23 protein-coding genes are annotated in these 23,024 nt (G+C 73.1%); 22 read left to right on the forward strand and 1 reads right to left on the reverse strand.

Features of this window, described 5'->3' with window-relative positions:
• The 15 genes from ACGF1Z_RS30000 to ACGF1Z_RS30070 all read left to right on the forward strand — a co-directional run bounded on the left by ACGF1Z_RS30000 (position 1) and on the right by ACGF1Z_RS30070 (position 14,794).
• Positions 1-942 carry an aromatase/cyclase gene (locus tag ACGF1Z_RS30000; RefSeq protein ID WP_393009152.1) on the forward strand — a complete coding sequence of 314 codons (942 nt, stop codon included), beginning with the start codon at positions 1-3 and terminating at the stop codon, positions 940-942.
• Positions 923-1,804 (forward strand): 4'-phosphopantetheinyl transferase family protein, encoded by an 882-nt coding sequence (locus ACGF1Z_RS30005; RefSeq protein WP_393009153.1) that lies wholly within the window; start codon positions 923-925, stop codon positions 1,802-1,804. Before ACGF1Z_RS30000 ends, ACGF1Z_RS30005 begins: the two co-directional genes overlap by 20 nt.
• A complete protein-coding gene (locus tag ACGF1Z_RS30010; protein ID WP_393009154.1) occupies positions 1,759-3,237 on the forward strand; it encodes an FAD-dependent monooxygenase in 1,479 nt (492 codons plus the stop codon). The genes ACGF1Z_RS30005 and ACGF1Z_RS30010 overlap by 46 nt, the downstream gene beginning before the upstream one ends.
• Positions 3,234-5,219, forward strand: a complete 1,986-nt coding sequence (locus tag ACGF1Z_RS30015) for an SDR family oxidoreductase (RefSeq protein WP_393009155.1) — start codon at positions 3,234-3,236, stop codon at positions 5,217-5,219. The genes ACGF1Z_RS30010 and ACGF1Z_RS30015 overlap by 4 nt, the downstream gene beginning before the upstream one ends.
• A 48-nt stretch (positions 5,220-5,267) precedes the next feature.
• Complete coding sequence (locus ACGF1Z_RS30020; RefSeq protein ID WP_393009156.1) at positions 5,268-6,035, forward strand: SDR family oxidoreductase; 768 nt, start codon at positions 5,268-5,270, stop codon at positions 6,033-6,035.
• Positions 6,032-7,240, forward strand: a complete 1,209-nt coding sequence (locus tag ACGF1Z_RS30025; RefSeq protein ID WP_393009157.1) for an MFS transporter — start codon at positions 6,032-6,034, stop codon at positions 7,238-7,240. The genes ACGF1Z_RS30020 and ACGF1Z_RS30025 overlap by 4 nt, the downstream gene beginning before the upstream one ends.
• Positions 7,241-7,305: 65 nt before the next feature.
• Positions 7,306-8,331, forward strand: a complete 1,026-nt coding sequence (locus ACGF1Z_RS30030; protein WP_393009158.1) for a methyltransferase — start codon at positions 7,306-7,308, stop codon at positions 8,329-8,331.
• Positions 8,332-8,362: 31 nt separating this feature from the next.
• Positions 8,363-9,037: a hypothetical protein gene (locus ACGF1Z_RS30035; protein ID WP_393009159.1), complete on the forward strand. Its 675-nt coding sequence runs from the start codon at positions 8,363-8,365 to the stop codon at positions 9,035-9,037.
• 42 nt (positions 9,038-9,079) lie between these two features.
• Positions 9,080-10,021, forward strand: a complete 942-nt coding sequence (locus ACGF1Z_RS30040) for an LLM class flavin-dependent oxidoreductase (protein WP_393009160.1) — start codon at positions 9,080-9,082, stop codon at positions 10,019-10,021.
• Between the two features lie 60 nt (positions 10,022-10,081).
• Positions 10,082-10,852, forward strand: a complete 771-nt coding sequence (locus ACGF1Z_RS30045) for an SDR family NAD(P)-dependent oxidoreductase (protein WP_393009161.1) — start codon at positions 10,082-10,084, stop codon at positions 10,850-10,852.
• A 12-nt stretch (positions 10,853-10,864) separates the two neighbouring features.
• The gene (locus tag ACGF1Z_RS30050) at positions 10,865-11,545 is read left to right on the forward strand and encodes an antibiotic biosynthesis monooxygenase (protein ID WP_393009162.1); all 681 of its coding nucleotides are present in this window, start codon (positions 10,865-10,867) and stop codon (positions 11,543-11,545) included.
• Position 11,546: 1 nt separating this feature from the next.
• On the forward strand, positions 11,547-12,335 hold the full coding sequence (locus tag ACGF1Z_RS30055) for an SDR family oxidoreductase (RefSeq protein WP_393009163.1): 789 nt from the start codon (positions 11,547-11,549) through the stop codon (positions 12,333-12,335).
• A 100-nt stretch (positions 12,336-12,435) separates the two neighbouring features.
• Positions 12,436-13,017: an NAD(P)H-dependent oxidoreductase gene (locus ACGF1Z_RS30060; protein WP_365350543.1), complete on the forward strand. Its 582-nt coding sequence runs from the start codon at positions 12,436-12,438 to the stop codon at positions 13,015-13,017.
• Between the two features lie 14 nt (positions 13,018-13,031).
• Positions 13,032-13,664: an antibiotic biosynthesis monooxygenase gene (locus tag ACGF1Z_RS30065; RefSeq protein WP_393009164.1), complete on the forward strand. Its 633-nt coding sequence runs from the start codon at positions 13,032-13,034 to the stop codon at positions 13,662-13,664.
• Positions 13,661-14,794, forward strand: a complete 1,134-nt coding sequence (locus ACGF1Z_RS30070; RefSeq protein WP_393009165.1) for an acyl-CoA dehydrogenase family protein — start codon at positions 13,661-13,663, stop codon at positions 14,792-14,794. The genes ACGF1Z_RS30065 and ACGF1Z_RS30070 overlap by 4 nt, the downstream gene beginning before the upstream one ends.
• Before the next feature lie 196 nt (positions 14,795-14,990).
• Here ACGF1Z_RS30070 and ACGF1Z_RS30075 read toward each other — a convergent pair whose 3' ends face one another.
• Positions 14,991-15,446 (reverse strand): MarR family winged helix-turn-helix transcriptional regulator, encoded by a 456-nt coding sequence (locus tag ACGF1Z_RS30075; RefSeq protein WP_393009187.1) that lies wholly within the window; start codon positions 15,444-15,446, stop codon positions 14,991-14,993.
• A gap of 193 nt (positions 15,447-15,639) precedes the next feature.
• Here ACGF1Z_RS30075 and ACGF1Z_RS30080 point away from each other — a divergent pair, with 193 nt between their 5' ends.
• The 7 genes from ACGF1Z_RS30080 to ACGF1Z_RS30110 form a co-directional block, all read left to right on the forward strand.
• A complete protein-coding gene (locus tag ACGF1Z_RS30080; protein WP_393009166.1) occupies positions 15,640-16,737 on the forward strand; it encodes an NAD(P)/FAD-dependent oxidoreductase in 1,098 nt (365 codons plus the stop codon).
• Positions 16,738-16,909: 172 nt separating this feature from the next.
• A complete protein-coding gene (locus ACGF1Z_RS30085; protein WP_393009167.1) occupies positions 16,910-17,206 on the forward strand; it encodes an acyl-CoA carboxylase epsilon subunit in 297 nt (98 codons plus the stop codon).
• A gap of 267 nt (positions 17,207-17,473) precedes the next feature.
• A complete protein-coding gene (locus tag ACGF1Z_RS30090; RefSeq protein ID WP_393009168.1) occupies positions 17,474-18,406 on the forward strand; it encodes an alpha/beta hydrolase in 933 nt (310 codons plus the stop codon).
• Positions 18,407-18,464: 58 nt separating this feature from the next.
• Positions 18,465-18,707 (forward strand): hypothetical protein, encoded by a 243-nt coding sequence (locus ACGF1Z_RS30095; protein ID WP_393009169.1) that lies wholly within the window; start codon positions 18,465-18,467, stop codon positions 18,705-18,707.
• 70 nt (positions 18,708-18,777) lie between these two features.
• On the forward strand, positions 18,778-20,001 hold the full coding sequence (metK, locus tag ACGF1Z_RS30100) for a methionine adenosyltransferase (RefSeq protein ID WP_393009170.1): 1,224 nt from the start codon (positions 18,778-18,780) through the stop codon (positions 19,999-20,001).
• An 88-nt stretch (positions 20,002-20,089) separates the two neighbouring features.
• Positions 20,090-21,127, forward strand: a complete 1,038-nt coding sequence (locus tag ACGF1Z_RS30105) for a carbohydrate kinase family protein (protein ID WP_393009171.1) — start codon at positions 20,090-20,092, stop codon at positions 21,125-21,127.
• On the forward strand, positions 21,124-23,024 hold a 1,901-nt coding region (locus tag ACGF1Z_RS30110), incomplete at its 3' end, for a homocysteine S-methyltransferase family protein (protein WP_393009172.1). The genes ACGF1Z_RS30105 and ACGF1Z_RS30110, both read left to right, overlap by 4 nt.

A 23,024-nucleotide genomic window follows, 5' to 3' on the forward strand; every position in this document is an offset into this window, starting at 1 on the left:
ATGACCATCCGTGAGGTCGAGCACGAGATCACCGCGGCCGCGCCGGCCGAGACGGTGTTCCGGCTGATCGCCGAAGTGGAGAACTGGCCGCGGATCTTCCCGCCCACCATCCACGTCGAGCACGTCGAGCGCGGCGAGCGCGAGGAGCGCATCCAGATCTGGGCCACCGCCAACGGCGAGCCCAAGAACTGGACGTCGCACCGCACCCTGGACCCGGAGAACCTGCGCATCACCTTCCGCCAGGAGGTGTCCACGCCGCCGGTCGCGTCCATGGGCGGCACCTGGATCATCGAGCCGGTCTCCGCGACCGAGTCGCGGATCCGCCTGCTGCACGACTACCGGGCCATCGACGACGACCCGGAGAGCCTGAAGTGGATCGACGAGGCCGTCGACCGCAACTCGCGCTCCGAGCTGGCGGCGCTGCGCACCAACGTCGAGCGCGTCCACGCCGAGACGGAGGCCGACCTGACCTTCTCCTTCGAGGACTCGGTCGAGATCGCGGGCTCCGCCAAGGACGTCTACGACTTCATCAACGAGGCGAACCTGTGGTCCGAGCGGCTGCCGCACGTGGCGACCGTCCGCCTCGACGAGGACGCCCCGGGGCTGCAGACGCTGGAGATGGACACCCGCGCCAAGGACGGCTCCGTGCACACCACGAAGTCGTACCGGGTGACCTTCCCGCACGCCAAGATCGCCTACAAGCAGGTCACCCTGCCGGCGCTGATGACCCTGCACACCGGCTACTGGACGTTCGCCGAGACCGACTCCGGTGTCACGGCGTCCTCGCAGCACACGGTGACCATCAACACCGAGAACATCGCCCGCATCCTCGGCGCGGACGCCACCCTCGCCGACGCCCGCGCGTACGTGCACACCGCGCTGAGCACCAACAGCAAGGCCACGCTGGGCCACGCCAAGGCCTATGCCGAGGCCCGGCGCTGAGACCGGCGGTCCACCCCGTGAGTCCGGGCAGCCGCTGAACCCGGGCCCCGGCGAGCCACCGCGGCTCTCGCTGTGGCTGCTGCGCCCGCCGCCGGCGGACAGTCCGGCGGCGGCGCGGCTCGCGGTGCGCGAGCTGGAGGCCGCGGAGCTGCGGCGGGCGGAGCTGTTCGTGCGGCCCACCGACCGGGTGCAGTACCTGTCGGCGCACATCGCGCTGCGCCGGATCCTCAGCGACGCCACGGGCTGTCCGCCCGAGCGGCTGCGCCTGGGCCGGGAGCCCGGTCCCGCGCGCCCGCACCGCACGACCCGGCCGGTGCTGCGCCACCCGCCGCTGCCGGTCCACTTCTCGCTCTCGCACAGTCACGGCCTGGTGCTCATCGGCACGGCGGCGACGGTCGTCGGCGTGGACGTGCAGCGCACGCCGACGCCCGGGGCGGTGGAGGTCTGCGGACCGGCGCTGCACCCGGCGGAGTGGCGGGAGCTGCGCGCCCTGCCCGAGGCCGGCCGCCCCGACGCGTTCGCCCGGTTGTGGACCCGGAAAGAGGCGTATCTGAAGGGTCTGGGCACGGGGCTCGGCCGCAGCCCCGCCCTCGACTACCTGGGCCTCGGCACGGACGCCGACGCCCCACCCGGTCCGCCCGGCTGGATCGTGCGGAACCTGCCGGCCGGGCCGCACCACGCCGCCGCCGCCGCGCTGGCCGTCCCCGCGGAGCCGGTCGTCACGCTGCGTTCGCTGCCCGCGGCCTGCCTGTTCGACGGCACGGCGGGCCTGCCGCTGTCCGCGGCTCCGCTAATGGCTTTGAGAAGGAGAGGTTCATGGACGCTTCGGTGGTCGTTGTTGGAGCGGGACCCGCCGGGCTGATGCTCGCCGGGGAACTGCGACTGGCCGGGATCGACGTCACGGTGCTGGAACGGCACCCCGGACGTACCGGCGAGTCCCGTGGCATCGGTCTGACCATCGGCACGATGGAGGTCTTCGACCAGCGCGGACTGCTGCGCCGGCTCGGGGACTTCGAGACCAGCGGCATGGGCCACTTCGGTGGCATCCCGCTGGACATGAGCGTCCTCGGCGCCTTCCACGAGGCGGCCAAGACGGTGCCCCAGTCGGTGACCGAGGAGGCCCTGGAGGCCTGGGCCGGCGAGCTCGGCGCGGACATCCGCCGCGGGCACGAGTTCGTCTCGTACGAGGAGGAGGGCGAGGGCGTCACCGTCACCGTGCGCCACGCGGACGGCGAGGACACCCTCCGCGCCCGCTACCTCGTCGGTTGTGACGGCGGGCGCAGCGCGGTCCGCAAGGCGGCCGGGTTCGACTTCCCCGGCACGGCCGCCACGACCGAGATGCTGCTGGCCGACCTGCGCGGGGTCGACCTGGAGCCGCGGATGACCGGCGAGCACATCGACGGCGGTTTCGTGATGGTCGCCAAGCTGCCCGGCGGGATCCACCGGATCATCGTCGGCGAACACGGCGTGCCCCCGCGCAAGCGGACCGGCCCGCCGGAGTTCGCCGAGGTCGCCGACGTGTGGAAGCGGCTCACGGGCATCGACGTCTCGCACGCCGAGCCGGTGTGGGTCAGTGCCTTCGGCAACGCCTCCCGGCAGGTCAGCGAGTACCGGCGGGGCCGGGTGCTGCTGGCCGGCGACTCCGCCCACGTGCACCTGCCCGCGGGCGGCCAGGGCATGAACACCAGCGTCCAGGACTCCCACAACCTGGGCTGGAAGCTGGCGGCGGTGCTGCGCGGCGACGCCCCCGAGGAACTGCTCGACACCTACCACTCCGAGCGTCACGAGGTGGGCCGCGGACTGCTCGCCAACACCCGCGCGCAGAGCCTGCTGATCCTCGGCGGCGAGGAGTCGGTGCCGCTGCGGGACGTCCTGGCCGAGCTGGTCCGGATCCCCGGGGTCGACCGGCACCTGGCCGCCAAGGTCAGCGGTCTCGACATCCGTTACGAGGTCGGCGGCGGGTCCAGCCCGCTGCTCGGCCGGCGGCTCCCGCACCTGACGGTGACGGCCGACGGCCGGCGCACCAGCAGCACCGAGCTGCTGCGCACGGGCCGCGGGATCCTCCTCGACCTCGACGACAACGCCGTGCTGCGCCGCCGCGCCCAGCCGTGGCGCGACCGCGTCGACGTCGTCACGGCGACCGCCGACGCCGTGCCCGCCGGCAGCCCGCTCGCGGGCGTCGCCGCGGTGCTGCTGCGCCCCGACGGCTACGTCGCCTGGGCCGCGCCCGGCAGCCACCGCGATCTGGCCGGCTCGCTGGCCCGCTGGTTCGGACCGGGGCTCGGACGCCGATGACCCGCACCGACGTGCTCGTCGTCGGCGCCGGGCCGGTCGGTCTGTTCCTCGCGGCCGAGCTGCGGGCGGGCGGCGCCGACGTGATCGTCCTGGAGCGCCTGACGGAGCCCACCGGCGAGTCGCGGGCCTCGATCCTGCACGCGCGGACCATGGAGATCTTCGCCGACCGGGGCTTCCTGCCCCGCCTCGGCGAGCTTCCCCCGGTCGGCCCCGGACACTTCGGCGGTCTGCGCCTGGACCTCGCCGAGGCCGATCCGGACCACCCGTACGCCGGGCAGTGGGAGTGCCTCCAGCACCACCTGGAGACCGAGCTTGAGGCGTACGCGCTCGAGCTGGGCGCCGAGGTCCGGCGCGGTCACACGGTGACCGGGCTGTCGGAGACCGGCGCCCGGGTCGGCGTCGAGGTCCGCGGGCCCGGCGGCGACCCGTACACCGTCGAGGCGGACTACGTCGTCGGCTGCGACGGCGAGCACAGCACCGTGCGGGAGCTCGGCGGCTTCACCTTCGCCGGGCACGACGCCGACAAGGTGATGCTCCGCGCCGACGTGGCCGGCATCGAGATCGACAACCGGCGGCTGCAGCGCTTCCCCGGCGGGATCGCCACCGCCTACCGCAGGCCCGACGGCACCACCCGCCTCATGGTCCACCGGTTCGGCGAACAGCCCGCCGGCGAGGTGACCTTCGCGCAGGTGGTGTCCGCCTGGGCCGCCGTGACCGGCGAGGACATCGGGCACGGCGAACCGCGCTGGCTCAACCGCTTCGGCACCGTCTCCCGGCAGGCCACCGCATACGTCCGGGGCCGGCTGCTGCTGGCCGGCGACGCCGCGCACAGCCAGATGCCGGTCGGCGGCCAGGCCGTCAACCTCGGCCTGCAGGACGCGGCGAACCTGGGCTGGAAGCTGGCCCGGGTCGTCACCGGCGCGGACCGGCCGGAGCTGCTCGACACCTACCACGCCGAGCGGCACCCGGCCGGGGCGCGCACCCTGGCCAACATCGAGGCGCAGGCCCGGCTGCTGTTCGGCACGGACGAGGTCCTCGCGCTGCGCGACGTCTTCGGCGAACTGCTCGAACTGGCCCCCGCCCGGCGTCATGTGGCCCGCATGATCAGCGCCCTCGACGTGACGGAACGGCCCCGCCCCGAGGCCCCCGCCCGGGCCCCGCGGCCGGCGCGATCCGCGCCGCACCGCTCGCACACCCACCAACCCGGAAGGTCAACCGTGGACAGGCTCACCGACAAGACGGCCCTCGTGACCGGTTCGAGTCGCGGCATCGGAAGGGCGACCGCGATCCGGCTCGCCCGCGAGGGCGCGCTCGTGGCCGTGCACTACGCCTCCAACGAGCAGGCGGCGAACGACACCGTCGAGCTCATCGAGAAGGAGGGCGGCAGCGCCTTCACCGTGCGCGCCGAACTCGGCGTGCCCGGCGACGTGCACGAGCTGTTCCTCGGCCTGGAGCGCGGCCTGAAGGAGCGCACCGGCGACACCCGTCTCGACATCCTGGTCAACAACGCGGCCGTCACGTCGACGGGTTCGGCACCCGAGGACCTCACGCCCGAGGAGTTCGACCGCTACTTCGCCGTCAACGCGAAGGCCCCGTACTTCCTCGTCCAGCGGGCCGTCGGCCAGATGCCCAGCGGCGGCCGGATCATCAACCTCACCACCGGCGTCACCCGCACCTCCGTGCCCGACCAGGTCGCCTACGCGATGACCAAGGGCGCGATCGAGCAGCTGACCTTCCAGCTGGCCCGGATCCTCGCGCCGCGCGGCATCACCATCAACAGCGTCGCCCCCGGCATCACCAACAACGGCGGCGCGATCTTCGACAACGCGCAGGCGGTCGAGGCGATGTCGAAGTTCTCCGCCTTCAACCGGGTCGGCGACGCCGGCGACGTCGCCGACGTCATCACCTTCCTCACCACCGACGAGGCCCGCTGGATCACCGGCGCCTTCATCGACGCGACCGGCGGCACCCTCCTCGGCTGAGCAGCACCGCCCGCGCCCACCACCGTCCACCCATGTGAGAGGCAAGCCATGTCCGCCCACCCCGCGCGCGTCGCCGTCGTCACCGGAGCCAACAAGGGGATCGGCCGCGAGATCGCCCGGCAGCTCGCCGAGCGCGGCCACACCGTCTACCTGGGGGCCCGGGACGAGCGGCGCGGCCGCGAGACCGCCGCCGCCCTGTCCGCCGACGGCCTCGACGTGCGTTTCCTGCAGCTCGACGTCACGGACGAGACCTCCGTCGCGGCCGCCGCGACGCGCCTTGCGGAGGAGGCGGGCGTCCTGCACGTCCTGGTCAACAACGCCGGCGTCGGCGGGCCCATGCAGCTCCCCAGCGAGACGCCCGCGGAGCAGATCCGCACGGTCTACGAGACGAACGTCTTCGGCGTCGTCACCGTCACCAACGCCCTGCTCCCGCTGCTGCGCAAGGCCCCCTCGGCGCGGATCGTCAACGTCAGCAGCGCCATCGGCTCGCTGAAGTCGGCCGCCGAGAACCACGACCAGACCGGGGAGCACCCGCCCGGCGAGTTCCCGGTCATGCTGCTCTCGTACGCGTCGTCCAAGACCGCACTGAACGCGGTCACCCTCGCGTACGCGAACGAGCTGCGCGGCACCGGCATCCTCGTCAACGCGGCCTCCCCCGGCTTCGTGGCCACCGACATCAACGGGCACCACGGCCGGCTCACCACCGAGCAGGGCGCGCACGTCCCGGTGCTGCTCGCCACCCTGCCCGACGACGGGCCCACCGCCCTGTTCCTCGGCGAGGACGGCACGCCCGAGGGCCAGGTGCTGGACTGGTGACCGCGACCGCCGTCCCCGTGCCGGAGGCGAGGGTGAGCTGGGACGCCCGCCAGTGGTCCCGGCTCCTCGTGCTCTCCGGCAACATGCTGCTGGACGCGATCGAGGTGTCCGTCATCCTCATCGCCCTGCCCACGCTGGCCGCGCGGTTCGACCTGACGCCGTGGGGCGCGCAGTGGCTGATGAGCGGCTTCGCGATCGGCTTCGCCGCCCTGCTGCTGCTCGGGCCCGTGCTGTGCGCCCGCATCGGGCGCCGCCGGGCCTACCTGGGCGCGATGCTGCTGTTCGGCCTGGCCTCCCTCGCGGGCGGACTCGCCGGCGGGCCGGCGCTGCTGATCGCGGTCCGCTTCGTCAAGGGCTGCTGCGCGGCCCTGACCGCGCCGACCGGCCTGGCCATCATCAACGACCTGTTCCCGGAGGGCCCCGAGCGGCGCCGGGCCCTGTCGGTGTACTCGCTGTTCGGCGCGGCCGGCTTCACCGCCGGACTGCTCCTCGCGGGCGGCCTGCTGGAGGCCGACTGGCGCTGGGTCTTCGTCTTCCCGGCGCCGGTGGCCCTGGTGCTGCTCGTCGCGGGCGCCTACGTGCTGCCGCGCGGGCAGGACGGCGGCCCGGCCCGGCTGCCCCGGCCCGGCCTGCTGAAGCGGGGCGCCCTGCCCCGGTCCGCGCTGGGCGCCGCCTCTCTCAACGGCACCTACCAGGCGCTGCTCGTCCTGGTCGTCTTCCAGCTGTCCGGGGGCTTCGGCTGGTCGCCCTGGCAGTCGGCGCTCGCGCTGCTGCCCGCCTGCGTGCCGCTGGCGCTGAGCGTGCCCTTCGCGGGCCGGTTCATCGCCCGCTACGGGGCCCGCCGGCTCGTCACGCTCGGCGCGCTCTTCCCGCTCCTCGGCTACGCGCTCTACCTGGCCCGCCCCGGCAGCGGCTCGTACGCCCTCGGGACGCTGCCGGTCCTGCTGCTCGTCGAGGCCGGCTTCTGCTGCGCGTTCGTCGCCCTGAACGCCCGGGCGACGGTCGGACTCGACCCGGCCGACCGCGGCCCGGCCGTGTCGCTCTACCAGGCGGCCGTCCAGCTCGGCGCCGCGGTGCTGCTGCCGCTGGTCGCCCTGCTGCTCACCTACGGCGGACCGCGCCCGGCGGCGGCGCTCGTCACCGCGGTCGGGGCGCTCGGCCTCGTCGCCGCGCTCGCGCGCCGGCCGGCCCGTACCGCTCCCTGATCCGGCGACCCGCCGCACCCATCCGCTCCACCCCTCGTGTCATCACCTCAAGGAGGCTCTCCGCCATGGCAGTCGACACTCCCGACAGCTCCGTGAACCCCGGCCCGATCATGGGCCTGATCCTCGGCTCCTGGCAGTCGCGGATCCTGCTCGCGGCCGTCGAGTACGACCTCTTCACCGAACTGTCCAAGGGCCCGGCGACCACCGCCGAGCTGGCCGAACGGCTCGGCCTGGTCGAGCGCGGCACCAACGACCTGCTCGCCGGTCTCGTCCACCTCGGCCTGCTGGAGACGGCCGACGGACACTTCACCAACGCCCCGGTCAGCGACGCGTTCCTGGTCAAGGGCCGCCCCGCCTACCTCGGCGGCTACCTGCACTTCTGCGAGCAGGAGCTCAACCCCGCATGGAACGGCCTCGCCGACTCGCTGCGCACCGGCAAGCCGCAGAACCAGGCCGCGGTCGCCGGCAACCCGTACGACAGCCTGTACGCGGACGCCGACGCCACCGACGGCTTCCTCGACAGCATGGACCTGCTCAGCGCGCCGATCGCGCAGGCCCTGAGCCGCGTCGACTGGAGCGGCTACACCTCCTTCGTCGACGTCGGCGGCGCCCGCGGCAACTTCGCCCACGAGGTCGTCCAGCACAACCCGCACCTGAAGGGGGCGGTCTTCGACCTGCCGCCGCTGCGGTCCGCCTTCGACCGGCACATGGCCCGGCTCGGCGACTCCGACCTCACCTTCCACGGCGGCGACTTCTTCAAGGACGACCTGCCCAAGGCCGACGTCCTCGTCTTCGGTCACGTCCTGCACAACTGGGGCGTCGAGGACCGCATCGCCCTTCTTAAGCGCGCCTACGACGCGCTGGAGCCGGGCGGCGCCGTCTTCGTCTACGACCCGATGGCGGGCGGCGAGCAGCCGTCGATGCACGGCGCCCTGGCCGGTCTCACCATGCTCGTCTGGTCGCGCGGCGGCCACGAGTACTCCGCCGACGAGCTGCACGGCTGGCTGCGCGAGGCCGGCTTCCAGCCCGAGACCGTCGAGGTCGAGGGGCTGCACGAGGACGTCCTGGTCATCGGCCGCAAGCGCGGCTGACCCCGGCCCGAGGAAACGTGAGGAGTCGACGATGCCGAGCACGTCGGACGTCCGGCCCGAGATAGGCCGCCCGGACATCACCATCGCCCTGGTCGAGGAGGTCACCGCCGGCGACCCCGGGCGCCTGCGGGAGGCGGGCGCCGCGGTCGTCGCACGGTGGGAGTCCACCGAGTGGCCCCGGGGCCTGGAGACCCTGTCCCTGTTCTACGGCACCGACGGTACGTCGCTGCTGACCTACGCCCAGTGGGCGGCGGACGCCGGGGACGAGGAGGCCGTCGTCACGGCCTTCGACGCCCTGCGTCCGGACTGGCGCGCCCTCGGCTACGAGCCGGGCGAGCCGGCCGCCTTCGCGCTCTACCGCCGCGTGCAGCCCACCGTGCTGCCCGACCCGCTCCCCGAGGTCGGCTGCTACCCGGCCGCGTTCTTCGCCATGCGTCCCGGCGAGACCGCGCGCGCCTGGGTCGACGGCCTCCTCGGGCAGGAGGAGGAGACCGTCGGCGAGGACCGCTCCTACCCGGGGGCGATCGCCGCCAACTTCCACGTCTCCACGGCCGACGACGGGATCTTCCTGCTGTCCGAGTGGGCGTCCGAGGCGGAGGCCCTCGTCCACATCAAGGCCGAGATCGAGCCGCTCCTGGAGTACATGGGGCAGGCCGAGGCCGGGGCGGGCCGCCGCTACGAGTTCCACACCACCCGCACCAAGTGACCCGTACGGCCCGGGCCGTACAGAAGTGAAGGGCGATTCCCCTTGGCAACACCGTCAACCTGGTCCGCACCCACCTCGCGCGACGTCGTCTTCGGCTTCGGCGCCCACAGCGTCATCGGCGACACCCCGGCGCTGCTCGAGATGGCCCACCTCGCGGACCGGGAGAAGCTCGACCTCTTCTCCCTGTCGGACCACCCCTACGTGGGGCAGCGCCTGGACGCGTACGCCACCGTCGGCTTCGTCATCGGCCGCACCCAGCACCTCGCGGGATTCGCCAACGTCAGCAACCTGCCGACGCGGCCGCCCGCCATGCTGGCGCGCACCGTGACGACGCTGTCCGCGCTCTCCGGCGGCCGGGTCGTGCTCGGCATGGGCGCCGGCGGGCTGTGGGAGCGGATCGCCGACATGGGCGTCGAGCCGCTCTCCCCGGCCGAGGCCGTGGAGGCCTTCGAGGAGGCGATCGTCCTCACGAAGAGGCTGTCCGGCGGGGGTCCGCCGGTCACCTTCCAGGGCCGCCACTACCGGGTCAACCAGATCGACCCGGCGCCGGTCCCCGCCCCGCCGGTGTGGACCGGCTCGGTCGGCCCCAAGTCCCTGGCCGCCACCGGCCGGGTGGCCGACGGCTGGATCCCGGGGCACGCGGCGGACTGGCTCAGCCCCCGCTACCGCGCGTCCCGGCCGGTCGTCGACGAGGCCGCCCGCTCCGTGGGCCGCGACCCGCGCGAGGTGCGCACCATCTTCAACTTCCCCGGTCAGATCACCGACCGCCCGCTGGCCGCGACCCGCGACCGGGACGGGCGCTGGCTCGGCGGCGACGTCGACCAGTGGGTCGAGGAACTGACCGGCGCCGTCGTCGAGCACGGCGCGTCCGGCTTCATGCTCTTCTCCCCCCGGGGCGGGACCCCCGACCTGGCGTCCCTCGGCCGCTGGGCCGGTCAGATCGCGCCGGCCGTGCGCGAGGCCGTCGCGAAGCACGCCGGCTGACCCGGCCCGTCCTCCGCCCCACCGCGTTTCCGCAGACTTTCCCATTCGAAGGGTTCTTCCATGAGCAACAGGCTTGAGAACAAGACGGCGCTCGTCACCGGCGCCAGCCGGGGCATCGGTCGCGCCATCGCCCTGCGCCTCGCACAGGACGGTGCCGTCGTCGCCGTGAACTACTCGGGCAACGAGACCGCCGCCAAGGAGACCGTGGCGCTCATCGAGGAGGCCGGCGGCCGCGCCTTCACCGTGCAGGCGAGCCTGGGGCAGCCCGGCGCGATCGAGCAGCTGCTCGACGGCACCAGGGCCGGCCTGGTCGAGCTCACCGGCTCGGACCGGCTCGACATCCTGGTGAACAACGCCGCGGCCACCGGCTTCGCCGGCGCGGGCCCGGCCTCGGTCACCGAGGAGATCCTCGACAACTGCTACAACATCAACGCCAAGGCGCCGTTCCTGCTCATCCAGAAGGCGCTGGAGCTGATCCCGGACGGCGGCCACATCGTCAACGTCTCCTCCGGCGTGACCCACTCCGCGTTCCCGATCCAGATCGCGTACGCGATGAGCAAGGGCGCCCTGGAGCAGATCACCCTGCACATGGCCCCGGTCCTGGCCCCGCGCAACATCACCATCAACACGGTCGCCCCGGGCGTCACCGACAACGGCGACCCGGTGTTCCAGGACCCCGAGGCGCTGAAGCAGATGTCCGCGCTGTCGGCCTTCAACCGGGTCGGCACGGTGGACGAGGTCGCCGACATCGTCGCGTTCGTCTCTTCCGACGAGGCCCGCTGGATGACCGGTTCGTTCGTCGACGCCACCGGCGGCACCCTTCTCGGCTGAGGAGCCCCCACCATGCAGAACGAGATCCAGTCGGCGGTGGGCTTCGCCCACGCCAAGCCGGAGAAGGCGGAGGAACTGGGCGCGCTGCTCGTCTCCTTCGCCGAGCGCTCCCGCAACGAGCCCGGCTGCATCGGCAGTTGGATCAACCAGGACGCGCAGGACCCGGCCCTCTTCGTGTTCTACGAGATCTGGGCGACCCGCGAGGACCTGGACCGGCACCTCGCGCAGGCGTACATGCAGGAGTTCCTGGCGGGCCGCGAGGCCTACCTGGCGAAGGAGCTGGAGGTGCGGCAGCTGACGCTGACCGGATCCGTCCCCGGCGCCGTGTCGGAGCCGGCCGACCCGGCCGAGATGAACCAGCGGTACCTGGACGCCTACGCCGCCCGCGACATCGACGCGATCATGGGCGTCTACGCGCCCGGCGCGGCGGCCGTGTGGGAGCCCGGCAAGGCCGTCAGCGGCGCCGAGCACCGTGCCGCCGTCGTCGAGTTCCTGAAGCTGGAGCCCCGCCTGTCGGCGAAGGTCGCCGAGCGCTACATCGTCGGCGACACCGCCGCGCTCGTCATCGACTGGAGCATCGAGGTCCCCTCGATGCCCGAGATGACCGGCACCGGCCGCGGTCTCGACGTCCTCAAGAAGAACGCCCGTGGCGAGTGGCGTTACGTGATCACCAACCCGTTCGGGAGTCTGTGACATGAAGGTCGAAGGCAGTGTCGCCGTGGTCACCGGTGCCGCCAGCGGCATCGGCAAGGCCATCGCGGAAGCCCTGGTCGCCGCCGGCGCCCGGGGTGTCGTCGTCTCCGACATCGACGCCGCCGGCGCCGAGCAGGTGGCGGCCGGCATCGGGGCCAAGGCGCTCGCGGTGCAGGCGGACGTCGCCGACGAGGCGTCGATCCGCGCGCTCGTGGACCGGACCCGGGAACGCTTCGGCTCGGTCGACATCTTCGTGTCCAACGCGGGCCTCACCGTCACGGGCAGCTACGAGGCCTCGGACGAGGAGTGGAAGCGCGCCCTGGACGTCAACATGATGTCCCACGTGTGGGCGGCCCGTGCCGTGGTGCCGGCCATGCTGGAGGCCGGCCGGGGGCACCTGGTGCAGACGATCGCGGCCTGCGGCGTGCTCACCGCGTTCGGCGCGGCGCCGTACTCCGTCGCCAAGATGGGCGCCGTCGCCTTCGCCGAGTACCTCGCCGTCGAGTACGGCCACCGCGGGCTCGGCGTCTCGTGCCTGATGCCCCAGGCGGTCAACACCCCGATGCTGGCCGCCAGCGTCAGCAGCAACGAGCAGCTGGCGAAGCTGAAGGAGGTCTCCGAGGTCCTGGAGCCCGAGCAGGTGGCCAAGGCCGCCGTTGAGGCCATCGAGGAGAACCGGATCCACGTGTTCACGCACCAGGGCTCGGCCGAGTCCTTCCGGCAGCGGGCCGCCGACGCCGACGTGTGGGTGGGCCAGATGCAGGCGATCCGGCACGGCGCCCGTCCCTGACGGAGCGTCCCCCCGGGTGCGGGGCGCCGCCCCCGCGCGCCCCGCACCCGTCCCCCGTTCCCCTCGCCGTGCCCGGTACTGGCTCACAGGAAGGAAAAACATGTCCGAGGAAACACTGCGCCTTGCCGTGATCATCGGTTCGTCCCGCGTGGGCCGCACCGGTCCGGCCGTCGCGCGCTGGTTCGTCGAAGAGGCCGAGTCCTGCGCGATGTTCGACGTCGACGTGCTCGATCTGGCCGACGTGGAACTGCCGTTGTCGCTGACGCAGGAGCCCGGGGCCGAATCGGCCGTGCTGCTCGCCTCCGTCGCCGAACGGCTCGACTCGGCGGACGCGTTCGTCGTGATCACCCCCGAGTACAACCACAGCTTCACCGCCCCGATGAAGAACCTGATCGACTGGCACCGCGCCGAGTGGTCGGCCAAGCCGATCGGCTTCGTCTCCTACGGCGGGCTGTCCGGCGGACTGCGGGCCGTCGAGCAGCTGCGCCTGGTCTTCGCCGAGCTGCACGCCGCCACCATCCGGGACACGGTCAGCTTCCACGGCGTGTGGCAGCACATCGGCGAGGACGGCGTGCTGCGCGCGCCGGACGCCGCGGTGCCGGCGAAGGTCATGCTCGAAAAGCTCCAGTGGTGGGCGTCCGCCCTCAAGGACGCCCGCACCGCCCGCCCGTACGCCGCCTGAGACCAGGGAGTGCCATGAGTTCCATCAGGGTGAAGGACGGCTACTTCACGCTGTTCAACATCTTCCACACCGAGGACCCGGCGGGGCAGCAGGTGCTGTTCGACCAGTGGCGGAGCCTGCCGCCGGCGAACGTGCAGCCCGGCCTGGTCTCGGGCAACTTCCACCGGGGCCTGGACGGCCGGTCCGTCGTCAACTACGCGCAGTGGGAGAGCCGGGAGGCGTACGACGCCTTCATGAGCGAGCGCGCCACGAAGGGCCGGCTCGGCAGCGCCCTGAACGTCTCCCGCCTGGACAACATCCCGTGCGAGGTGGTCCACACCTGGCACCCCGAGCCCAGCATCTCCCTCGCCGAGCCCCGCTTCACCGTGGTCATCGTGGTCGGGTCGAGGCCGGAGGACCAGGCCGAGGTGCTCAAGGAGATGACCTACGACCCGCCGGAGCTGGCGAGCACGCCGGGCTACGTGTCCCACGCCGTGCACCGCGGTCTGTCCGGGGAGCACGTCGTCAAGTACGCGCAGTGGGAGGACGAGGAGAGCTTCCGCGCCTTCCTCGCGCGGCCGAAGGGGCCGTCCGGGCTCGACGGGCTCGACGGCGTCACCGTCGAGCTCTACTTCAGCGAGATCGAGTACATCAGGGAGCGCGTGTGAGCCGCGACGGGACATGGCAGGACGCCGAGGCGCTGGAGACGGCGGCCGGCACCGCGGGCCACTGCGCCCACGGCGCGGACACGGCCGGACGGCTCGCCGAGGGAACCGTGGAGGCGCTGGCCGCGGCCGGGTTCACCAGCGCGTTCGCGCCGGTCCGCCCGGACGGCACGAGCGCCACGACCGCCACCTTCGGCGCCGTGACCCAGGCGGTCGCCGCGATCGGGGAGGGCTGCACGTCCGCCGCCTGGCTCGCCTCCCTGTGGGCGTACAACGGGCGCTTCACCGGATTCCTGCCGGACGAGGGACGCCAGGAGGTCTGGGCGAAGGGCCCCGACACCCGCGTGGTCAGCTCGATGGTCGCGGCCGGTGTCCGGGCGGAGCCGGCGGAGGGCGGCTGGGAGCTGTCCGGCAGGTGGCTCTACGTCAGCGGGGTCGAGTTCGCCGACTGGGCGCTGCTCAGCTCGGCGCCGCCGCGCGAGGGCGACCGCTCCATCCGGGTGTTCGCCGTGCCGAAGGACTCGTTCACGCACGAGGTGTCCTGGGCGACGCTCGGCATGCGCGCCACGGGCAGCCACACCCTGCTCGTCGAGCGGGCCTTCGTGCCGGAGTACCGCTCGTTCGTCTGGGACGACATGCGGCAGGGCGTCCTGCCCTCGGAGACCGGTTCCGCCGTGCACGGCGCGCCGCTGTTCGCGGTGAACGGGCTCACCTTCGCGGCGCCCATCCTCGGCGCCGCCCGCGCGGCCCTGCGGCTGGTCGAGGAGCAGCTGGCCACCCCGCCGAGCGGCGCCCGGGCGGCGTCGCGGGACTCGGCCCGGATCGCGTACACCCGCGCGGCGGGCGAGATCGACGCGGCGGCGCTGCTGCTCGCGCGGGTCGCGGAGACCGCCGACCTGGGCGGGCTGGCCGAGGACGGCGCGGCCTTCCGCAGCCACCGGGACGCCACGCTCGCCGTGGAGATCCTGGTCGGCGCGGTGGACCGGCTGTTCAAGGTGAGCGGCACCCGGGGGCAGGCGACGACCTCCCCGATGCAGCGGATCTGGCGGGACGTCCACGCGGCGGGCTCGCACGCGGCCCTCCAGTTCGAACCGGCCGCGCTCGCGTTCACGCAGCGCCTCGTCGCGGCCTGAGCCCGTCGCGGCCCGTCGCGGCCTGGGCCCGTCGGGGCCTGAGCGCGGCCCGTCGCGGCCTTGACGGCGGTGGCGGCGCGGAGGCGTGAGCGGCCGGGCGGCGGCTCGCGGCGGGTGGCCGCGTGACGGCGCGGTGGGACGGTCCCCGGGGCGTGCGGGTCCCGGGGACGTGCGGCGGTGAGGGCGTGCGGGCCCGTCAGCCGCGGGCGGCGGCAGCCCCGTGGTCCGGTTCCACGAAGACCACGGGGCCGTCGTTGTCCAGGACGACCCGGGCGAGCAGGCCGGTGAGCGCGTCGCGCTCCGCCGGGTCGAGGCCGGCCGGGAGTTCCTCGATGCGCCGGCAGGCGTCGGTGTAGAACCGGTCGGCGAGCCGGGCGCCCCGCGAGGTGAGCGCCACCCGGACCGCCCGGCTGTCGTGCGGGTCCGGTTCACGACGCACGAGGCCGTTGTTCTCGGTGCGGTCCACGAGTCCGGTGAGACTCGATTTGGCGAGCCCGAGCATCGAGCACAATGCGCCCATGCCGTACGGCTGCGCCATCAATACGCACAGCAATTGGCCCTGCTGCGGCGTGAGGCCGTGCTCACGGCCCGCCTGGGCATACACGGCGTTCACGAGGAACGAGGACCGCACCAGTGCGGCCGCGAGCCCCATCCTGCCGTCGTCTTCATGCTTGGCCACGCGCACAGCGTAGCACGCGAATATCGAAAGTTCGTAGCAGGAACTTCCAGTTCTTAACAAAGATCTGTAGTTCTTGAAGTTCTCATGTGTTGTGGTTCGCAGTGCGAACCACTAGCGTCTTTCATCAGAACCCGACGCAATTTCATAGGTTTGTGGAGTGTGAATCATGAGTCGTACTGTCGCCGTTGTGGGTGGAGGCTACGGGGGCGCCGCGGTGGCCAAGGCCCTCGAGACCGAGGCCGAGGTCGTCCTGATCGACCCGCGTGACGCCTTCGCCAACGTGGCGGGCTCGCTGCGTGCGCTGGCCCAGCCCGAGTGGGCGCCCAACATGTTCTTCCCGTTCAAGACCCTGGTCACGAAGGGCACGGTCATCCAGGACCGCGCCGTCTCGGTCGACCCGGCCGGCGTCACCCTGGCCTCCGGCAAGCGCGTCGACGCCGACTACGTGGTCCTGGCCACCGGCTCGAACTACGCCTACCCGGCCAACCCGGCCGCGCCCAACACCAGCGAGGCGCTGGAGGACTTCCGCACCTCGCACAAGGAGCTCCTCCAGGCCGGCAAGGTGCTGATCCTCGGCGCCGGCCCGGTCGGCCTCGAGCTCGCCGGTGAGATCAAGGAGGTCTGGCCGGACAAGCACGTCACCATCGTCGACCCGGCCACCGAGCTGCTCCCCGGCTTCAAGCCGGAGGTCGTCGAGGAGCTGCACAAGCAGCTCGCCGAGCTGGGCGTCGAGGTCCGCCTCGGCACCGCCCTGACCGCCGAGCCCGGCACCCAGTCCGGCCAGGCCGGCGCCTTCACGGTCACCACCACCGCCGGCGACGAGATCTCCGCCGACGTCTGGTACCGCGCCTTCGGCACCACGATCAACAACGACTACCTCGCGGACGGCAAGCTCACCGCCCTCACCGCGCAGGGCCAGGTCGAGGTGACCGAGAAGCTGAACGTCAAGGGTCACGACCACGTCTACGCGGTCGGCGACATCACCGACGTCGCCGAGGCCAAGATGGCCGGCTACGCGATGCAGCACGCCGAGGTCGTCGCCAAGAACATCATCGCCCAGCTCAAGGGCGAGGAGCCGACCGAGACCTACCAGCCGCTCGGCTTCCCGATGATCCTCCTGCCGCTCGGCACCAAGGGCGGCGTCGGCCAGCTGCCCTCGCCCGAGGGCCCGTTCGTCGCCCCGGCCGAGATGGTCTCCCAGTACAAGGGCCAGGACCTCTTCACCGGCCGCTTCGTCGGCACCCTGGGCCCCACGGCCGGCTGACACCCGGCCGGACCCCGGCCGGCGCTCCACACCACAACCCCATAGCACCACCGCACCACCCGAGCTCGCCGCGCGAGCTCGCCGGTCCACCTGGATCCCCCGCCACGGACCGGCGAGCACGCGCGGCGTTCGCGTTTCCCGATCCGTTCCTACGACCACGGAGACGACGCCCATGACGGCATCCGCCGACACCACGCCCGGCGCACCCGCGGCCGGCGCACCCGCGGCCGGCCCCGCCGACACCTTCCTGCGCATCGAGAAGGGCAACCCGGACGCCACCGAACTCGCCGCGCTCACCGCCGTGCTGCTCGCCCGCACGGCCGCCCTGTCCGGTCCGGGCGCCGAGGCCGGCGCCGCGCCGGGGGAGGGCCCGGACCCGCGCTCTCGCCGCACCGCCCGCTGGCGGCGGCTGGAACGCCGCACCCGCGCCGGCACGCCGCGCAGCTGGCGCGACGACACGCGCCGCTGATGCGCGCGTACGGCGCGGGCGCACCCGCGCCCGGCGTCATGAGCGCACCCCGGGGCACCGCGGCGCGCACCGCGCCGCCGTACCCGGGTGAGCCCGGCGTCCCCGTCCACCACCTGGTGCGCCGCCTGGTACGCCGCCGCCTCACCCGGTGCCTGGCCACGGTCAGGAAATGAGGCGGCACGCGCACCGAGGGCGGCACCCGGGACGCGCGGAGCACCCGGGGCACCGGGAGCACCCGGAGAACACCTACCGCCCGGAGTTGACCCCATGCCAGACCCGCTGAACACCGATGCCGCTCCGTCCGGGACCCGCGAGATCACCCTCGACGCCGCCGGCATCCCCCTCTCGGGGCTGCTCGCCGAGCCGCGGGACGGGCGCCCGAGGGCCCTCGTGGTCGCGGTGCACGGCGGCGGCATGCGCGCGGGCTACTTCGACAGCCGGGCCCGCCCCGGACTCTCGCTGCTCGCCCTCGGCGCCGACCTCGGCTACACGGTCCTCGCCGTCGACCGCCCCGGCTACGGAGCCTCGGCCGCCTGGCTGCCGCGCGGCCAGTCCCTGATGCGGCAGGCGGCGACGCTGCACGACGGCCTCGCCGACTTCGCCGCCGCCCATGACACCGGCGCCGGCGTCTTCGTCGTCGCCCACTCCAACGGCGGCAAACTCGCCCTGGCCGCGGCCGCCGAGGAACGCGGGGACGGCCTGCTCGGCCTGGACATCTCCGGGCTCGGCAGCCGGCTCGCCGTCGCCACCGACCAGCTCCCCGGGCAGAACGGGCACGGGGACTGGCGCCGCCACTGGGGCTCGCTGCGGCTCTACCCGCCGGACGCCTTCCGGCAGGGCCGGCACCTGGTCTCCCCGGTGCCCGAGACGGAGGCACGGGAGGGGCCCTTGTGGCCCGGCATGTACCCGGCGATCGCCCGACGGGTGCGGATCCCGGTCCGCTTCACCTTCGCCGAGCAGGAGCAGTGGTGGCTGTTCGACGACGAGGCCCTGGCCGAACTGCGACGCCCCCTGGGCGCCCCCACCACCGTGATCGCCCACCAGCCGGACGCCGGGCACAACCTGAGCCTCGGCTGGGCGGCGCGCACCTACCACCTCAAGGCACTCGGCTTCCTTGAGGACTGCCTGCTCGCCAAGGACGCGGCGCCGGCCCGGCCCGCCGCCCGGCCGCCCGTGAGCCTGCCGGTCCCCGTGCCGTGAACCCCGATCGGAGACACGAGCCACCGAAGCCGCCGAAGCCACCGAGAGACAGGCAGAGATGAGCATCGACACGCTGGACACTCGTGAGAACGCCGAGCACGTCCTGGCCCGCGGCCCCCTCGTCGTACCGGCGCGTGAGCACCACGAGGCCGCCTCGTGCGCCCACCCGGCCGTCCCGGCCTGCGGTCACCCCGCGCCCGCCGCGGACGCCCCCGCTCCCCCGGCCGTCGTACGGCCGGCGCTGCTCGCCGGCGAGGAGCACGAGGCCCCGGACCCGTGGATCTTCCGCGGCACCGACTGACCCCACCGCGCGCAGCGCCGCGCGCACCCGTCCACCGATCCGCCGTCACCACCCACCTTCCTGGAGAGACATGTCCCGCCGCCTGTTCACCTCGGAATCCGTGACCGAGGGCCACCCCGACAAGATCGCCGACCAGATCAGCGACACCGTCCTGGACGCCCTGCTCGCCCAGGACCCGGCCTCGCGCGTCGCCGTGGAGACCCTGATCACCACCGGCCAGGTCCACATCGCCGGCGAGGTGACGACGGCCGCGTACGCGGACATCGCCACCCTCGTCCGCGACAAGATCCTCGAGATCGGCTACGACTCCTCGGCGAAGGGCTTCGACGGCGCCTCCTGCGGCGTCTCCGTCTCCATCGGCGCCCAGTCGCCGGACATCGCGCAGGGCGTCGACACGGCCTACGAGGCCCGGGTGGAGGGCGCGCCCCGTACGGGAGAGGACGCCGAGCTGTCCGCCCAGGGCGCCGGCGACCAGGGCATCATGTTCGGCTACGCGTCGGACGAGACCCCGAACCTGATGCCGCTGCCGATCGAGCTGGCCCACCGCCTCTCGCGCCGCCTCACCGAGGTCCGCAAGGACGGCACCGTGCCGTACCTGCGCCCCGACGGCAAGACCCAGGTCACCATCGAGTACCTGGGCAGCCACCCGGTCCGCCTGGACACCGTCGTCGTCTCCTCCCAGCACGCCGCCGGCATCGACCTGGACGGCCTGCTCGTCCCGGACGTGCGCCGGCACGTCGTCGAGCACGTCCTGGCCCAGCTCGCCGAGGACGGCATCAAGCTGGAGACCGAGGGCTACCGCCTCCTCGTGAACCCCACCGGCCGCTTCGAGATCGGCGGCCCCATGGGCGACGCCGGTCTCACCGGCCGCAAGATCATCATCGACACGTACGGCGGCTACGCCCGCCACGGCGGCGGCGCCTTCTCCGGCAAGGACCCGTCCAAGGTCGACCGCTCCGCCGCCTACGCCATGCGCTGGGTCGCCAAGAACGTCGTCGCGGCCGGGCTCGCCCGCCGCTGCGAGGTCCAGGTCGCGTACGCCATCGGCAAGGCCGAGCCCGTCGGCCTCTTCGTCGAGACCTTCGGCACCGGGACCGTCTCCCAGGAGCGCATCGAGCAGGCCATCGCCCAGGTCTTCGACCTGCGCCCGGCCGCCATCATCCGCGACCTGGACCTGAAGCGGCCCATCTACGCCCAGACCGCCGCGTACGGGCACTTCGGCCGCGAGCTGCCCGACTTCACCTGGGAGCGCACCGACCGCGCCGAGGCGCTCAAGGCCGCCGCGGCCCACTGACGACCCCAGGAATCCGATCCCAGGGCGGCCGGGCGACCGGCCGGCCGCCCGGCCGGCGCCGGCCACCGACAGGAGTGCAGGAGTTCACGTGCGTATCGCGGTGACAGGATCCATTGCCACGGACCATCTGATGGTCTTCCCCGGGCGGTTCTCGGACCAGCTCATCCCCGACCAACTCGCCCACGTCTCCCTGTCCTTCCTGGTCGACGCCCTCGAGGTGCGCCGCGGCGGCGTCGCCGCCAACATCGCCTTCGGCCTCGGCCGCCTCGGCCTCGACCCCCTCCTCGTCGGGGCCGTGGGCGCCGACTTCGCCGAGTACGAGGTGTGGCTCAAGGAGCACGGCGTCGACACCGGCGCCGTCCACGTCTCCGCCGAGCGCGGCACGGCCCGCTTCATGTGCATCACCGACGAGGACGCCAACCAGATCGCCGCGTTCTACGCCGGCGCGATGCAGGAGGCCCGGGACATCGACCTGGCGCACTCCCTCTACGGGCGCCCGCGCCCCGACCTGGTCCTCGTCGGCCCGAACGACCCCGAGGCGATGCTCCGGCACACCCGCGAGTGCCGGGACCTCGGCCTGCCCTTCGCCGCCGACCCCTCCCAGCAGCTCGCCCGCCTCGACGGCCCGCAGGTGCGCGAGCTGGTGGACGGCGCCCGCTGGCTCTTCACCAACGAGTACGAGGCCGCGCTGCTCCTCGAACGCACCGGCCGGGACCGCGACGAGGTCCTCGCCGGGGTCGGCGCCTGGGTCACCACCCTGGGCGGCGACGGCGTCCGCATCGACCGCGCGGGCCACGACCCGATCGTCGTCGGCGCCGTCCCCGACGCGCCCGTCACCGACCCCACCGGGGTGGGCGACGCCTTCCGGGCCGGCTTCCTCGCGGCCCTCAGCCACGCGCTGCCGCTGCCCGCCGCCGCCCGCCTGGGCTGCGTGGTCGCCTCGGCGGCCCTGGCCGCGGTCGGCTCCCAGGCGTACCGCCTCGACCGCCGGCAGCTCCTGGCAACGGCGGAACGCGCGTACGGCGCGGCCGCGGCCGCGGAGCTCGGCCCCGCGCTCGACGCCCTGCTCGACCCGGACGCCCCGCACCCCCTCGACGCCCCGAACGGCTTGGACGGCACCTCATGACAGACCTCCGCGAAGCACTCGCCACCCGAGTCGTCGTCGCCGACGGCGCCATGGGCACCATGCTCCAGGCGCAGGACCCCACCCTCGAGGACTTCCAGCAGCTGGAAGGCTGCAACGAGATCCTGAACGTCACCCGGCCCGACATCGTCCGTTCGGTCCACGAGGCCTACTTCGCGGTCGGCGTGGACTGTGTGGAGACCAACACCTTCGGCGCCAACTTCGCCGCGCTGGGTGAGTACGACATCCCGGAGCGGGTCCACGAGCTGTCCGAGGCCGGTGCGCGGATCGCGCGTGAGGTCGCGGACGAGTTCACCGCGAGCACCGGGCAGCAGCGCTGGGTCCTCGGCTCGATGGGCCCGGGCACCAAGCTCCCCACGCTGGGCCACGCCCCGTACACCGCCCTGCGGGACGCCTACCAGCAGAACGCCGAGGGCCTGCTCGCCGGCGGCTCGGACGCCCTGCTCGTCGAGACCACGCAGGACCTGCTGCAGACGAAGGCGTCGGTCATCGGCGCCCGCCGGGCCATGGACGCGCTGGGCGTGAACGTGCCGCTGATCTGCTCGGTCACGGTGGAGACGACGGGCACGATGCTGCTGGGTTCGGAGATCGGGGCGGCGCTGACGGCGCTGGAGCCGCTCGGCATCGACATGATCGGGCTGAACTGCGCCACCGGCCCGGCCGAGATGAGCGAGCACCTGCGCTACCTCGCCCGCCACTCGCGCATCCCGCTGTCCTGCATGCCCAACGCGGGCCTGCCGGTCCTCACCTCCGACGGCGCCCACTACCCGCTGTCGGCGGGGGAGTTGGCGGACGCGCACGAGACGTTCGTGGCCGAGTACGGCCTGAGCCTCGTGGGCGGCTGCTGCGGCACGACGCCGGAGCACCTGGGCAGGATCGTGGAGCGCGTCCGCGGCATCGCCCCGCCGCCACGGGAGCCCCGTCCGGAGCCGGGCGCGGCGTCCCTGTACGGCCATGTGCCGTTCCGTCAGGATGCGGCGTTCCTGGCGATCGGTGAGCGGACGAACGCGAACGGGTCGAAGAAGTTCCGTGAGGCGATGCTGGAGGCGCGCTGGGACGACTGTGTGGAGATGGCGCGCGATCAGATCCGTGAGGGCGCGCACATGCTGGACCTGTGTGTGGACTACGTGGGCCGTGACGGTGTGGCGGACATGGAGGAGCTGGCGGGGCGGTTCGCGACCGCGTCGACGCTGCCGATCGTCCTGGACTCCACCGAGGTCGAGGTCATCCGCGCCGGTCTGGAGAAGCTGGGTGGCCGGGCGGTCATCAACTCGGTCAACTACGAGGACGGTGACGGGCCGGAGTCCCGGTTCGCGAAGGTCACGGCGCTGGCCCGGGAGCACGGTGCGGCGCTGATCGCGCTGACCATCGACGAGGAGGGCCAGGCCCGGACGGTCGAGCACAAGGTCGCCATCGCCGAGCGGCTGATCGCGGATCTGACGGGCAACTGGGGCATCCTGGAGTCCGACATCCTCATCGACACCCTGACCTTCACGATCTGCACGGGTCAGGAGGAGTCCCGCAAGGACGGCATCGCGACGATCGAGGCGATCCGCGAGCTGAAGCGCCGGCACCCGCAGGTGCAGACGACGCTGGGGTTGTCGAACATCTCCTTCGGCCTGAACCCGGCTGCCCGGATCCTGCTGAACTCGGTGTTCCTGGACGAGTGTGTGAAGGCGGGTCTGGACTCGGCGATCGTGCACGCGTCGAAGATCCTGCCGATCGCCCGGTTCGACGAGGAGCAGGTGCGGACGGCGCTCGACCTGATCTACGACCGGCGGGCGGAGGGTTATGACCCGCTGCAGAAGCTGATGGCCCTGTTCGAGGGCGCCACGACGAAGTCGCTGAAGGCCGGCAAGGCGCAGGAGCTCGCCGCGCT

It is taken from the genome of Streptomyces sp. NPDC048018 (genome assembly GCF_043202995.1).
Classification (GTDB): domain Bacteria; phylum Actinomycetota; class Actinomycetes; order Streptomycetales; family Streptomycetaceae; genus Streptomyces.

Coding starts and splice junctions, on each gene's coding strand:
- ACGF1Z_RS30000 (WP_393009152.1), top strand. CDS start 1: ATGACCATCCGTGAGGTCGAGCACGAGATCACCGCGGCCGCGCCGGCC.
- ACGF1Z_RS30005 (WP_393009153.1), top strand. CDS start 923: ATGCCGAGGCCCGGCGCTGAGACCGGCGGTCCACCCCGTGAGTCCGGG.
- ACGF1Z_RS30010 (WP_393009154.1), top strand. CDS start 1,759: ATGGACGCTTCGGTGGTCGTTGTTGGAGCGGGACCCGCCGGGCTGATG.
- ACGF1Z_RS30015 (WP_393009155.1), top strand. CDS start 3,234: ATGACCCGCACCGACGTGCTCGTCGTCGGCGCCGGGCCGGTCGGTCTG.
- ACGF1Z_RS30020 (WP_393009156.1), top strand. CDS start 5,268: ATGTCCGCCCACCCCGCGCGCGTCGCCGTCGTCACCGGAGCCAACAAG.
- ACGF1Z_RS30030 (WP_393009158.1), top strand. CDS start 7,306: ATGGCAGTCGACACTCCCGACAGCTCCGTGAACCCCGGCCCGATCATG.
- ACGF1Z_RS30035 (WP_393009159.1), top strand. CDS start 8,363: ATGCCGAGCACGTCGGACGTCCGGCCCGAGATAGGCCGCCCGGACATC.
- ACGF1Z_RS30045 (WP_393009161.1), top strand. CDS start 10,082: ATGAGCAACAGGCTTGAGAACAAGACGGCGCTCGTCACCGGCGCCAGC.
- ACGF1Z_RS30050 (WP_393009162.1), top strand. CDS start 10,865: ATGCAGAACGAGATCCAGTCGGCGGTGGGCTTCGCCCACGCCAAGCCG.
- ACGF1Z_RS30055 (WP_393009163.1), top strand. CDS start 11,547: ATGAAGGTCGAAGGCAGTGTCGCCGTGGTCACCGGTGCCGCCAGCGGC.
- ACGF1Z_RS30060 (WP_365350543.1), top strand. CDS start 12,436: ATGTCCGAGGAAACACTGCGCCTTGCCGTGATCATCGGTTCGTCCCGC.
- ACGF1Z_RS30065 (WP_393009164.1), top strand. CDS start 13,032: ATGAGTTCCATCAGGGTGAAGGACGGCTACTTCACGCTGTTCAACATC.
- ACGF1Z_RS30075 (WP_393009187.1), bottom strand. CDS start 15,446: ATGGGGCTCGCGGCCGCACTGGTGCGGTCCTCGTTCCTCGTGAACGCC.
- ACGF1Z_RS30080 (WP_393009166.1), top strand. CDS start 15,640: ATGAGTCGTACTGTCGCCGTTGTGGGTGGAGGCTACGGGGGCGCCGCG.
- ACGF1Z_RS30085 (WP_393009167.1), top strand. CDS start 16,910: ATGACGGCATCCGCCGACACCACGCCCGGCGCACCCGCGGCCGGCGCA.
- ACGF1Z_RS30090 (WP_393009168.1), top strand. CDS start 17,474: ATGCCAGACCCGCTGAACACCGATGCCGCTCCGTCCGGGACCCGCGAG.
- ACGF1Z_RS30095 (WP_393009169.1), top strand. CDS start 18,465: ATGAGCATCGACACGCTGGACACTCGTGAGAACGCCGAGCACGTCCTG.
- metK (WP_393009170.1), top strand. CDS start 18,778: ATGTCCCGCCGCCTGTTCACCTCGGAATCCGTGACCGAGGGCCACCCC.